Annotated in this window: 11 protein-coding genes; 2 read left to right on the top strand and 9 right to left on the bottom strand. The window is 64.8% G+C overall.

Annotation, left to right across the window (positions count from 1 at the left end):
* Positions 1-4: 4 nt before the first annotated feature.
* Positions 5-322, bottom strand: coding sequence for a polyhydroxyalkanoic acid system family protein (locus P6U31_RS09210; RefSeq protein WP_407187886.1), 318 nt, complete (start codon positions 320-322; stop codon positions 5-7).
* Between the two features lie 181 nt (positions 323-503).
* Here P6U31_RS09210 and P6U31_RS09205 point away from each other — a divergent pair, with 181 nt between their 5' ends.
* A complete protein-coding gene (locus tag P6U31_RS09205; RefSeq protein ID WP_018318514.1) occupies positions 504-668 on the top strand; it encodes a DUF3309 family protein in 165 nt (54 codons plus the stop codon).
* A gap of 112 nt (positions 669-780) precedes the next feature.
* Here P6U31_RS09205 and ligD read toward each other — a convergent pair whose 3' ends face one another.
* Positions 781-3,450 (bottom strand): DNA ligase D, encoded by a 2,670-nt coding sequence (gene ligD, locus P6U31_RS09200; protein ID WP_407187885.1) that lies wholly within the window; start codon positions 3,448-3,450, stop codon positions 781-783.
* A 116-nt stretch (positions 3,451-3,566) separates the two neighbouring features.
* Here ligD and P6U31_RS09195 point away from each other — a divergent pair, with 116 nt between their 5' ends.
* Positions 3,567-4,451: a Ku protein gene (locus tag P6U31_RS09195; RefSeq protein WP_407187884.1), complete on the top strand. Its 885-nt coding sequence runs from the start codon at positions 3,567-3,569 to the stop codon at positions 4,449-4,451.
* 171 nt (positions 4,452-4,622) lie between these two features.
* On the opposite strand, the gene P6U31_RS09190 is transcribed toward P6U31_RS09195, so the two are convergent.
* From P6U31_RS09190 to P6U31_RS09160, 7 genes are all read right to left on the bottom strand, one after another.
* Entirely contained in the window at positions 4,623-5,312 is a 690-nt protein-coding gene (locus tag P6U31_RS09190; RefSeq protein WP_407187883.1) for a response regulator, read from the bottom strand.
* On the bottom strand, positions 5,309-8,032 hold the full coding sequence (locus P6U31_RS09185) for a DUF4118 domain-containing protein (RefSeq protein WP_407187882.1): 2,724 nt from the start codon (positions 8,030-8,032) through the stop codon (positions 5,309-5,311). The genes P6U31_RS09190 and P6U31_RS09185 overlap by 4 nt, the downstream gene beginning before the upstream one ends.
* Before the next feature lie 40 nt (positions 8,033-8,072).
* A complete protein-coding gene (locus tag P6U31_RS09180) occupies positions 8,073-8,678 on the bottom strand; it encodes a K(+)-transporting ATPase subunit C (RefSeq protein WP_407187881.1) in 606 nt (201 codons plus the stop codon).
* A gap of 198 nt (positions 8,679-8,876) precedes the next feature.
* On the bottom strand, positions 8,877-10,991 hold the full coding sequence (gene kdpB / locus P6U31_RS09175) for a potassium-transporting ATPase subunit KdpB (RefSeq protein ID WP_407187880.1): 2,115 nt from the start codon (positions 10,989-10,991) through the stop codon (positions 8,877-8,879).
* A gap of 25 nt (positions 10,992-11,016) precedes the next feature.
* On the bottom strand, positions 11,017-12,720 hold the full coding sequence (gene kdpA / locus P6U31_RS09170; RefSeq protein WP_407187879.1) for a potassium-transporting ATPase subunit KdpA: 1,704 nt from the start codon (positions 12,718-12,720) through the stop codon (positions 11,017-11,019).
* A 112-nt stretch (positions 12,721-12,832) separates the two neighbouring features.
* Positions 12,833-12,922: a K(+)-transporting ATPase subunit F gene (locus P6U31_RS09165; protein WP_038965694.1), complete on the bottom strand. Its 90-nt coding sequence runs from the start codon at positions 12,920-12,922 to the stop codon at positions 12,833-12,835.
* 11 nt (positions 12,923-12,933) lie between these two features.
* Entirely contained in the window at positions 12,934-13,098 is a 165-nt protein-coding gene (locus tag P6U31_RS09160; RefSeq protein ID WP_407187878.1) for a hypothetical protein, read from the bottom strand.
* Between the last annotated feature and the right edge of the window lie 104 nt (positions 13,099-13,202).

The following is a 13,202-nucleotide window of genomic DNA, read 5'->3' as shown; positions in this document are numbered from 1 at the left end:
TGGGTTATTTCCCCACGTCCTTGGTCAGCAGCAACTGCCCGCGCTTCCTGATCGTTGCCTGCGCCATCTCGGCAAAGCGCTGCAACAGCCAGGGCAGCACCACCTCGACCCGGACTTGATCATCGCCGACGTCGACCTGACCGCTCGCGATCTGCCCGAGCGCACGAATGCGAAAGGCCATGCTGTCGCCGGTCCAGCGCTCCTCCTCGACCTGGATCACGGGAATGCTGGCCGCCGCGCGGCCAAGTCCGGTTTTGAGCCGGCGCACCGCCTCCTCGCGGCCGAGGCGATGCGGAATTGAAACGACAAGCGGTGCTGCCATGGCCCTGCCCCGTGGTGATTGATCCTCACATAATCATGCCAGCCGAAACGGCAAATGTTCCATGCAGCCCGTCCTGCAACCGCTGTTTCCTTCGCCGGAACTTTAAAACCTGCGGCAAGTTGCCCCCACACCACGGGACAGGTGCAAACGACCCTTCGACGAAGGGCTGGAGGAGATTCGCATGTCAATCGGTACGATCATTCTGATCATTCTGGTCATCGCCCTGCTTGGCGGCTTCAGCGGCATCGGCGGCGGCCCGTTCTATGGCACCGGCTATTACGGCGGCGGCGGCCTCGGGCTCGTCATCGTCATCCTGCTGATCCTGCTGTTGATGGGCAGGATCTAGCGAAAGCAGCCATTCCGGGCGCGCGCAAGCGCGAACCGGCAATCGCGCGCCACAAGCCTCTGGATTCCGGGCCTGCGCTTCGCGCTGCCCGGAACGAGGTCTTGAAAAACACCTACTTCATCTTCCCCCTCAGCTTCTTGATCGCCGCCTTGATCGAAACTGCGGCATCGTCATAACCCTCCCACGCCTTCGAGCGCGGCAACAAGCTTGGCACGGTTCGCAGCGTATAGCGCTTCGGATCGAGATCGCTCTTCACCTGCGCCCAGGTCAGCGGCATCGACACCGTGGCACCGGCGCGTGCCCGCGGCGACAATGGCGCCACCGCCGTCGACATGCGGTCGTTGCGGAGATAGTCGAGGAAGATCTTTCCCTTGCGAAGCTTCTTCGACATGTTGAGCAGGTAGCGTTCCGGATCGTCATCGGCCATCCACTGGCAAACGCCTTGTGCAAAGGCCTTGGCCTCCTTCCAGCTCACCTTGTCCCGGGCGCCGTAGCGCAGCGGCACCACGACGTGCAGGCCCTTGCCGCCCGTGGTCTTGCAGAAGCTCTCCATGCCGATGTCGGCCAGCCGCTGCCGCATCTCCTTGGCGGCTTCGACCACGTCCGCGAATTCGACGTCGGGGGCAGGGTCGAGATCGAACACCAGCCGGCCCGGCGTGTCGTAGGCATAGGGCGCGCAATTCCAGGGATGCAGCTCGACGCCGCCGATCTGCGCAACAGCCGCGAGCCCCTCGATCCGGTCGATCTGCAAGTACGGCTTACGATCGCCGGAGACCCTCGCCAGCTCCAGAAGGTTCGACGTCCCCTGCATGGCATGACGCTGGAAGAAGCATTCGCCCTTGATGCCGTCGGGCGCGCGGATCAGCGAGCATGGCCGGCCCTTGAGGTGCACGATCATCCATTCGCCGACGGCTTCGAGATAGCGGGCAAGATCCAGCTTGGTGACGGGTTCGCCATGTCCATCGTCCGGCCACAGCTCCTTGTCCGGCTTGGAGATGACCACGCCCATCACTTCAGCGGTGCCGGCGTCCTTCGATCGCCTGGCCGTCTTCGCGGCGCGCCTGCTGGCCGTGGGCTCGGCGAGCTCGGTGTCGACGGGCGTCTCCGCCTCGACCTCCTCGGCGGGCTTGTCCTGCCGCAGGCCCTTGAACGCGGCCTGGCGGATGTTGCCGTCGGCGGTGAAGCCGGCGAACTCGATCTCGGCGACGAGCTCCGGCTTTAGCCAGTGCACCTCGCGGGTTTTCTTTGGCGCGTTCTTGCCGCCGAAGGGACTTTCCTTGGCCGCCATCGCCTTCAGGGCCGGCATGATGCGCTTGACGTTGTCGGCGCCGAAGCCCGTGCCGACCATGCCGACGAAGGCGAGATGATCGCCGCGCTGGACGCCGGCCATCAGGGAGCGGAATTTTCCATTGGTGGTCTTGTAGCCGCCGATCACCACTTCGTGGCCGGCGCGACATTTCGATTTCACCCAGCTCTCGGTGCGCCCCGAGCGATACGGCGCATCCAGCTTCTTCGATACGACGCCTTCGAGCTCGAGCTTGCAGGCTGACTGCAGCACCGCATCGCCGCCGCTCTCGAAATGCTCGACATAGCGGATCTGGCTCGATTTCCGCTTGCGGGCCTCCAGCAGCTTCTTCAGACGCGCCTTGCGTTCGCCAAGCGGCAGCCGGCGATAGTCCTGCCCCTCGGCGAACAGCAGGTCGAAGGCGAAGAAGATCAGTTCGTCGGTCTTGCCGTCCGAAAGCGCCGCCTGGAGCGAGGAGAAGTTCGGCGCACCATTGTGATCGAGCGCCACGATCTCACCGTCGATCATCACGTCCGGCAGCGAGCCCGCTTCCTTCGCGATCGCGGCGAACTTCTCGGTCCAGTCGAGGCCCTTGCGCGTCTTCAGCGTTGCCTCGCCGTTCTCGACCCGGAGCTGCACCCGGTAGCCGTCGAACTTGATCTCGTGGCACCAGCCCTCGCCCGCCGGCGGCCGCTCGACCAGCGTACAGAGCTGCGGCGGGACGAAGTCCGGCATCTCCGACACCTTCCTGGCATTGGTCGCGGTCGTGGCCTTCTTCTTCGCCGATTTGCCTGATTTCAGCGCCGTGCGCGGCGCAGGCGTGACCGTGCGCCCTTTCGCTTCCTCCGCGCGGTTCGATTGCCAGACGGCATCGGCCTTGCCTTTGGCCCCCTTTGCCAGCATGAACGGCTTGGGCGCCCGGCCCTTGCCTTCGGCGATCTGCTCCATCGCGCGGCCGGAGGCGACCGACCTGTCCTGGTCGAGGATGTCGTTGTCCTTGCCCTCGCGGACATATTCGTCGCGATGCTTGATCAGCAGCCAGTTGGTTCGCTTTTCGCCGCCGCGGTTGCGCATGCGCACCAGCACCCAGCTCCCCTGCAGCTTGTCGCCATGTAGGGTGAACTTCAGATCGCCCTTCTTGAAGCCGGCTTCCGGATCGTCCGACTCCCAGGTGCCGCGGTCCCACAGCATCACCGTGCCGCCGCCATACTGGCCTTCCGGAATCGTACCTTCGAAATCGCCGTAGTCGAGCGGATGGTCCTCCACCTCGACCGCCAGCCGCTTGTCTTGCGGATCGAGCGAAGGCCCTTTCGTTACGGCCCAGGACTTGAACACGCCGTCGAACTCGAGCCGGAGGTCGTAGTGCAACCGGCTCGCATCGTGCTTCTGGATCACGAAGCGCCGCTGCTTCGATGGCGCGACTGCTGTCTTGCCCGATGGCTCCGGCGTCTTCTCGAAGTCGCGTTTCTGTCGATAAGTGGAGAGTTTCTGCAGCACGATCGGTCCCGCTTCTCTTTCGACATTGAGCCTATCACGGCCAAAGTCCCGTCCGGAACCAAAACCCTGTGGGATGGTTGGGGTTCCAAAACGGCTTGAAGACGCTGGAGAATGGAATGGCCCCGCGCGCCTATTGGAAGGGAACGTTGAAGCTGTCGCTGGTCAGCTGTCCGGTCGTGCTGTATCCGGCGACCACGGCGGCCGAGAAGACGCGGTTTCACCTGATCAACCGGGAGACCGGCAACCGGCTCAAGCAGCAGATGATCGATTCGGAAACCGGCGACGTCGTCGAGAGCGACCAGAAGGGCCGCGGCTACGAGTTGCGCAAGGGCAAATATGTCGAGATCGAGCCGGAGGAGCTCGAGGCGGTCCAGATCGAGAGCAACCACACCATCGACATCGAAAGCTTCGTGCCGAGCGAGGAGATCGACCAGCGTTACCTCAACCATCCCTATTACATCGCGCCCGACGGCAAGGCCGCGGTCGACGCCTTCGCGGTGATCCGCGACGCCATGAAGGACCAGGAGCGCGTGGCGCTCGCCAAGATCGTGCTCACCAACCGCGAGCATGTCATGGCAATCGAGCCGCTCGGCAAAGGCCTGCTCGGCACCACGCTGCGCTTCCCCTACGAGCTGCGCGAGGAGGACCAGTTTTTCGGCGACATCAAGAGCCCGAAGATCACCAAGGACATGGTCGAGCTCGCCGGCCATATCCTCCACAGCAAGGCCTCGCATTTCGATCCCGGCAAGTTCAAGGACGAATACGAGGACGCGTTGAAGGCGCTGGTGAAGCGCAAGGCCAGCGGCAAGAAGATCGAGCTGCCCGAGCCCGAGGAACGGCCGAGCAACGTCGTCAGCCTGATGGATGCGCTGAAGCAGAGCCTGAAGGGCCGCGGCGGGAAGAAGACGGCGGCGAAGTCGCACGCGCGGCGGGCGACCGGACGGCAGCGCAGTGCGCGGAAGACGCACCGGGCCGCCGCGCGGCACAGGAAGGCGGGTTGATTTACTCCGTCATTGCGGACACAGGCGCGCACCACAATTCTCCGTCGTCATGCCCGGGCTTGACCCGGGCATCCACGCGTGTCTTCGCATGCCGATAGACGTGGATGGCCGGGTCAAGCCCGGCCCTGACGAGTTTGCCTCAAGCTCGCACCCGATACCGCCGAGCTGCGCTCAATCCCCCGCCTTCAGCCGGTACCCGATCCCGGTCTCCGTCAGCACATATTGTGGCCGCTCTGGATCGGCTTCAATCTTCTGGCGCAGCTGACGGACATAGACACGCAAATATTGCGCATCGGTCAGCTCGTCCCAGAGCTCCTTGAGCAGGAAGCGGTGGGTCAGCACCTTGCCGGCGTGCTGCACCAGCACTCGCAAGAGATCATATTCCTTCGGCGACAATTTCACGTCTCGCTCGCCGACCTTGACGATGCGGCGGACGAGATCGACGGAGAGATCGCCGGTGCGGAACACCGGACGCTCGCCCTTGACCTGGAGCTGATGGCGCAGCGCGGCGCGCAGGCGGGCCAGCAGCTCGTCCATGCCGAACGGCTTCGTCAGATAATCATCGGCGCCGAGATCCAGTGCCTGCACCTTGCCGGCTTCGTCGCCGCGGCTCGAGAGCACCACGATCGGCACGGCTTCGTTGCGGGCACGGATGGTGCGCAGCAGCTCATGGCCCTGGATGTCGGGCAGACCGAGATCGAGGATGATCAACGCCGGCTGCTCCTCGAGCTTTTCCAGCGCGGTCTTGCCGTTCGACGCTTCCAGGATCTCGTAGCCTTGCGTCGTCAGCCCCATCCGCAGCAATTTGCGGATCGGCGGCTCGTCGTCGATGACCAGGACCTTGATCGGGGCAGCGCTCATGCGGCGGTATCCAATGCGTGGGTCTCTGCCGGAACGGGAAGACGGATGGTGAGGACGGCGCCGCTGCGGTCGCTGCGATTGGCGGCCGAGATCGTGCCGCGCATCGCCTCGACGAAGCCGCGCGAGATGGCCAGCCCGAGCCCGGTGCCGGGGCGGACGTGATCGCCCTTCTGCACGCGATAGAACTTGTCGAACACGCTCTCGAGCTCGTCGGGCGGAATGCCGCCGCCTTCGTCGGCGACCTCCAGCACGGCCTGATCGCGCTCGCGCCTGCTCTTGATCGAGATCGTGGTCTCCGGCGGCGAGTATTTCGCCGCATTGTCCAGCAAGTTGAACAGCACCTGCTCGAACAGGACGGCATCGAGCTGGAGCATCGGCAGATCGGCCGCCAGCACCAGCTCCACCTTGTGGGCGGTCAGGATCTTGCTCGCACGGCGGAGCGCGCTGCCGACGATCTCGCCGAGATCGTGCAACGCCGTATTGGGCACGATCGCACCGGATTCGAGCTTGGTCATATCGAGCAGGTTGGCGATGAAGCGGTTGAGCCGCTCGGATTCGTCGATCACGGTGGCGAGCAGGTCGCGCTTCTCGGTGTCGGAGAGGGCTCCGGCGAGATCGCGCATGGTCGAGGCCGCGCCCAGCACCGAGGCGAGCGGCGTCTTGAGATCATGCGAGATCGAGGTCAGGAGCGCCGAGCGCAAGCGCTCGGATTCGACGGTGCGCTTGACGCGGTCCATGTCCTCGACCAGCAGCACGCGCTCGATCGCAAGCGCCCCCTGGTCGACCAGCGCGTCGAGCAGGCGACGCTGGTCCGGCGTCAGCAGCGGCCCGGTGCGATCATTGTCGATGCCGATGACGCCGATCGGGCCGCGGCCTGTGCGCATCGGCAGGAACAGCCGCTTCGCGCCCGGCAGCGTGTCGGAGCCGCGGCCTGCGGGGCGGTCGTTGCTCCAGGCCCAGTTGGCCGCGGCGAGGTCAGCCTGGTCGAGCTCGTCCTCCGGCGGATAGCCGGATTTGACCGTGAGCAGGCCTTCCTCGGGCAGAAGCAGCACCACGCGAACCTTGAGCATCAGCGCGATCTGATAGGCGGTCGCCCACAGCACGTCGTCGAGCGTGGCCGTTCCGGCGAGCTTGCGGCTGAAGGCGTAGAGCTGCTCCGTCATCCGGATCCGGCCGATCGCCGCATCCGCCTGTGTGCGCACGCGCGCCGCGACGTTGGACACGATCATCGCCACCACCATGAACAGGACGAAAGCGGCCACGTTGGTCGGATCGGTGATCGTGAAGGTATAGATCGGCGGCAGGAAGAAGAAATTGTAGCAAAGCGAGGCCGTGACGGTGGCAAGCAAGGAAGGCCACAATCCGTACCGCACCGCGACTGCGACCACGGCCGTGAGCAGCACGAGGTCGACGTTCTCGATGCCGAATCTCGGCTGAATCAGCTCCGCCGCGCCGAGACCGACCAGCACGATGCCAATCGCCTTGAGATAGGGCAGCGGATTGAACGGCTCGGATCGCGCCGCGGTCTGCACCGCCGATTTGGGCGCCGCGCCTCCGGACAGCTCGTCGCCAGGGATGACGTGGACGCTGATGTTGCCCGCGCGACGCACCAGATCATGCACCACCGAGCCGTGCGTCATCTCGAACCAGCGCGAGCGGGTCGACTTGCCAATCACGATCTGGGTGACATTGTTGCCATGTGCGAAGTTGACGACGTCGTCCGCGATGCGGCGGCCGACCGCGGGAATCGTCAGGGCCTCGCCGCCCAGCGACTCCGCGAGCCGCAGCGTATCGGCCAGCCGATCGCGCTCCTCGTCGGACAATTGCAGCGATCGCCGGGTCTCGATCGAGATCGCGGTGAAGGGCGCATGCAGCCGGTCGGCCAGCCGCTTGGTATAGCGCACCAGGCCAGCAGCCCGCGGATCCTCGCTGACACAGACCAGGATGCGCTCGCCCGCGGCCCAGGGGCCCGCGATCGCATTCGCCTGCATGTGGGAGAGAAGCTGCTCGTCAACGCGTTCGGCCGTCCGCCGCAGCGCGAGCTCGCGCAGCGCGGTCAGATTGCCCGGCGAGAAATAGTGCTCCAGCGCACGCTCGGCCTGCCTGGGGACATAGACCTTGCCTTCCTTTAAACGCTGGATCAGATCGTCGGGCGTGAGGTCGATCAGCTCGATCGCGTCGGCGCGGTCGAAGATCGAATCCGGCACAGTCTCGCGCACCCGCACATGGGTGATCTGCGCGACGACGTCGTTCAGGCTCTCGATGTGCTGGATGTTGACGGCGGTGTAAACGTCGATGCCGTGCGACAGCAGTTCCTCGACGTCGAGATAACGCTTCGGATGGCGACTGCCGGCCGCATTGGTATGGGCGAGCTCGTCGACCAGCGCGATCTGCGGCCGGCGTGCGATCACGGCGTCGAGGTCCATCTCCTCGACGATTTGGCCGCGGTACTCGAGCCGCTTGCGGGGGACCACTTCCAGCCCCCGCACCAGGGCCTCGGTCTCGGCCCGGCCATGGGTCTCGACGAAGCCGACCACGACGTCGACGCCAGCCTTGCGCTTCGCCTGGGCGCTTTGCAGCATCTCGTAGGTCTTGCCGACGCCGGGAGCGGCGCCGACGAAGATCTTCAGCTTGCCGCTTGCGCTCTCCTCCCGGCGCGCTGCTTCCAGCAGTGCCTCGGGAGACGGACGTTGCTCGGAATCGCGGCGCTCTCGTACCATGTCTCCAATATAATCATCCGCGTGCCGCGAGCCTAGACGGCTACTTGGCGGCTGCGCGGTCGAGCGCGAGGTTCAGCGCCAGAACGTTAACCCGGGGTTCGCCGAGCACACCGAGAAAACGGCCTTCGGTGTTGGCGATCACGAGCTGCTTGACCTGCTCTTCCTGCATATTCCGCGCCTTCGCGACGCGCGGCACCTGGAATTGCGCGGCTTCCGGCGAGATATCCGGATCGAGCCCGCTGGCCGAGGTGGTCACCAGATCGACCGGCACCGCCGCGTTCGGATTTTCCGCCTTCAGCTTGTCCACATCTTCCTTCAACCGGTCGGCCAGCGCCTTGCTGGTCGGCCCCAGATTGGAGCCGCCCGAATTGGCGGCATTGTAGGGCGCCGACACCGTCTTGGAGGAGTCATTGGGATCCGGCGCAACCGTCACCGAGGGACGGCCGTGGAAATATTTGTCGTCCTTGAATTCCTGTCCGATCAGGGCGGAGCCGATCACCTTGCCGTCCTTCTCGATCAGGCTGCCTTGCGCCTTGGCAGGAAACAGCGCGCCGGCGATGGCGGTCATGGCGAGCGGATAGGCCAGGCCCGTGATGGCGGTGAGCATCAGCAAGAGGACGATGGCGGGGCGGATTTCTCTGAGCATGTGTTTAGGTCTCCGATGTCTTTTTCGTCATTGCGAGCGAAGCGATCGTCTCTCCCGTCGTTCCGGGGCGATGCGAAGCATCGAACTCTGGTGCGCACTTGCGCACCTGAGAACCTCGAGATTCCGGGTTCGCCTCTTCGAAGCGCCCCGGAATGACGGAAACTGACTTGCTTCATCGCTTCGCTCGCAATGACGGAGTTAGGCCAAGTGCAAGGCGGTGACGGCGAGGTCGATCGCCTTGATGCCGATGAAGGGAATGGCGATGCCGCCGAGGCCGTAGATCAGCAGATTGCGGCGCAGCAGGGCGCCGGCGCCGACGGCGCGATAGGCGACGCCCTTCAGCGCCAGCGGAATCAACCCGATGATGATCAGCGCGTTGAAGATGATCGCCGACAGGATGGCGCTCTGCGGGCTCGACAGGTTCATGACGTTGAGCACGTTGAGCTGCGGGTAGAACGCCAGGAACATCGCCGGGATGATCGCAAAATACTTGGCGACGTCGTTGGCGATCGAGAACGTCGTCAGCGCGCCACGCGTCATCAACAGCTGCTTGCCGATCTCGACCACCTCGATCAGCTTGGTCGGGTTGGAATCGAGGTCGACCATGTTGCCGGCCTCGCGGGCCGCCTGCGTGCCGGTGTTCATGGCGACGCCGACATCGGCCTGCGCGAGCGCCGGAGCATCGTTGGTGCCGTCGCCGCACATGGCCACCAGCTTGCCCTTGGCCTGCTCGCCGCGGATCAGCTTGAGCTTGTCCTCCGGCGTTGCCTGAGCCAGGAAGTCGTCGACGCCCGCTTCGGCCGCGATTGCGGCGGCCGTCATCGGGTTGTCGCCGGTGATCATGATGGTGCGGATGCCCATGCGGCGCAGCTCGGCAAAGCGCTCGCGGATGCCGCCCTTGACGATGTCCTTGAGCTGGACGACGCCGAGCAGCTTGCCGTCGCGGGCGACCGCCAGCGGCGTACCGCCGGATTTCGACACGTCATCGGCAATGGCCTGAATCTCGCGGCCGAGCTCGGACAATGCGGTGGGCTGCATCGCGCGCGCCGTGTTGCCGGACGCGACGGCGGTGGGAGCGCCTCCGCCGATATAGTTCAGCATGGCATCGACTGCCCCCTTGCGCACCGATGAGCCGCCGGCGTCGACGCCGCTCATGCGGGTCTGCGCCGTGAACGGGATGAAGGTGGCGCCGAGCTCGGCCATGTCGCGGCCGCGGATGCCGTATTTCTCCTTGGCCAGCACCACGATGGAACGGCCTTCCGGGGTCTCGTCGGCGAGCGAAGCAAGCTGGGCCGCGTCCGCCAGCTCCAGCTCGGTGACACCGCGGACGGGACGGAACGCGGTCGCCTGCCGGTTGCCGAGCGTGATGGTGCCGGTCTTGTCCAGCAACAGCGTGTCGACGTCGCCGGCCGCCTCGACCGCGCGGCCGGACATCGCCAGCACGTTGAAGCGCACGAGGCGGTCCATGCCGGCGATGCCGATGGCCGACAGCAGCGCACCGATGGTGGTCGGGATCAGCGTCACGAACAGCGCCACCAGCACGATCACCGAGATCGAGCCGCCGGCATAGGCCGCATAGCTCGGAATGGTGACGGTCGCGAACACGAAGATGATGGTGAGCCCGGCGAGCAGGATGTTGAGCGCAATCTCGTTCGGGGTCTTCTGCCGCTCGGCGCCCTCGACCAGCTTGATCATGCGGTCGATGAAGGTCGAGCCCTGCGCCGCGGTGATGCGGACGCGGATCCAGTCCGACAGCACGTGTGTGCCGCCGGTCACCGCGGAGCGATCGCCGCCGGATTCGCGGATCACGGGCGCGGATTCGCCGGTGATGGCGGCCTCGTTGACCGAGGCGACGCCCTCGATCACTTCGCCGTCGGACGGGATGGTGTCGCCGGCTTCGACAAGCACGACGTCGCCGACCTTCAGACTCGTGCCCGGCACCAGCTTGAACGTGTGGTCCGACCCGGTCAGGAGCTTGGCCTGGCTCTCCGTGCGGGTCTTGCGCAGCGAGTCGGCCTGCGCCTTGCCGCGGCCTTCGGCCGCGGCCTCGGCGAAATTGGCGAACAGCACCGTGAACCAGAGCCACAGGATGATCTGGAAGGTGAAGCCGAGATTGGCGCCGCCGGTGGCGAGGTCACGCAGGAAGATTACGGTGGTGAGGGCCGCCACGACCTCGACCACGAACATCACGGGGTTCTTCACCATCAGCCGCGGATCGAGCTTGGTGAAGGAGGCGCGGATCGCGGGGACCACGATCTTGGCGTCGAGCATCGCCGACATCGGAGCACGTTTTTGCAGTTTCATCGCATCCATGGAGGTCACTCCAGACAATCAGAAGTCAGAACACTTGGCCGGCGTTCATCGCGAGCTGCTCGACGATGGGGCCGAGCGCAAGCGCCGGGAAGAAGGTCAGGCCGCCCATGATCAGGATCACGCCGACGACGAGGCCGACGAACAGGCCCCCGGTTGTCGGGAACGTGCCCATCGACGGCGGGATAGATTTTTTGGCGGCGAGCGAGCCCGCGATCGCCATGGCCGGGACGATCATCAGGAAACGCCCGACGAACATCGCGGATGCGCCCGTCAGGTTATAGAACAGGGTGTTCCCAGTCAGACCCGCGAAGGCCGAGCCGTTGTTTCCCGTCTGCGAGGAGTAGGCATAGAGCACCTCCGAGAAGCCATGCGGACCGGCATTCGCCATCGAGGCAACGCCCGTGGGCAGCACGACCGCCACGGCCGCCCAGCCCAGGATCATCAGCGGCAAGATCAGGATTGCGAGCATGGCCATCTTGACTTCCCGTGCCTCGATCTTCTTGCCGACATATTCCGGGGTACGGCCGACCATCAGACCCGCGACGAAGATCGCGAGGATGACGAACAGCAGCATGCCGTACATGCCGGCGCCGACGCCGCCGACGATGATCTCGCCGAGCTCCATGTTGATCAGCGGGATCATGCCGCCAAGCGCGGTGAAGCTGTCATGCATGGCGTTCACGGCGCCACACGAGGCGGCGGTGGTGATCACGGCGAACAGCGAGGACGCAACAATGCCGAAGCGGACTTCCTTGCCCTCCATGTTGCCGCCGGTCAGCCCCAGCGCCTGCAGCGTCGAGGTGCCCTGGGCTTCCGCCCAGTAGGCGACGGCCACGCCGGCGACGAACAGCACGCCCATCACGGCGAGGATCGCCCAGCCCTGGCGCTGGTTGCCGACCATGCGCCCGAACATGTTGGTCAGCGCCGCGCCGAGCACGAAGATCGACAGCATCTGCACGAAGTTCGACAGCGCGGTCGGGTTCTCGAACGGATGCGCCGCATTGGCGTTGAAGAAGCCGCCGCCATTGGTGCCCAGCATCTTGATCGCGACCTGCGAGGCCACCGGGCCGACCGCGATGGTCTGCTTGGCGCCCTCGAGCGTGGTCGCCTCGACATACGGCCCAAGCGTCTGCGGCATGCCCTGCCAGACCAGGAACAGCGTGAACACGACGCAGATCGGCAGCAGGATATAGAGCGTGCAACGGGTCACATCGACCCAGAAGTTACCGACCGTGCGCATGGACGCGCGGGCAAAGCCGCGGATCAGGGCAACCGCGAGCACGATGCCGGTTGCTGCCGACAGGAAGTTCTGGTGTGTGAGGCCGACCATCTGGGTCAGATAGGACAGCGTGCTTTCGCCGCCGTAATTCTGCCAGTTGGTGTTGGTGATGAAGGAGATCGCGGTGTTGAAGGACAGATCCTCCGCGACCGCGGACTGACCGGCCGGGTTGAAAGGCAGCACTGACTGCAGGCGCATCAACCCGTAAATGATGAGAAAGCCGCCGACATGGAACAGCAGCATGGCGACCGTGTAAGTCAGCCAATGCTGCTCGCGCTTCTCCTCGATGCCGGAAATCCAGTAAATGCCGGCTTCGATGGGCCGCAGAACTGGCGACAGGAACGTGCGCTCGCCGTTGAAGACGCGCGTCATGTAGCCGCCGACCGGCTTTGTCAGCGCGACGATGATCGCGCAGTAGAGTATGATTTGGAGCCAACCGATCACAGTCATGGCATTAACCCTTCAGGCAGTGTGTCCGGCGCAAAAGCGGCAGGAGCAGCGCAAGCAGGCCGGCGACGAGCACCGCGTCGGCCAGCAGCAATTCAAGAAGCAGCAGCACGGGTCAGAACCGCTCGGGCCGCAGCAGCGCGTAGGTGAGATAGAACAGCAGGCCGAACGAGACGGCGCCGGCGAGTGCATAATCGAAGATCATGGTCCGCGCCCTCACAGCCGTTCGCAGGCGTAGGTGTAGCCGATGGCAAGGGCAAAGAAGCCGAAGCCCAGCGCCAGCATCAGAATGTCCATCATGACAATGCTCCTCAGTACGAGACGATATCCGGCTGACTCGTCTCTGAGTCCCTGCGAACGGCTTGCGACGAGCCAGCGCATTGCGCACCTCTGCCGAGCGGAACTTCACCGCGCTGAGGTGCCATCGCACACATAGGATTTCGAGATGAGGCCTATGGCGACGTTATAGGAATCTCATAAAGGCC

This window comes from Bradyrhizobium centrosematis (assembly GCF_045571495.1).
In the GTDB taxonomy this organism is placed as follows: domain Bacteria; phylum Pseudomonadota; class Alphaproteobacteria; order Rhizobiales; family Xanthobacteraceae; genus Bradyrhizobium; species Bradyrhizobium centrosematis.
Note: the sequence above shows the minus strand (reverse complement) of the source record. Positions and strands in the feature narration are given on the sequence as shown.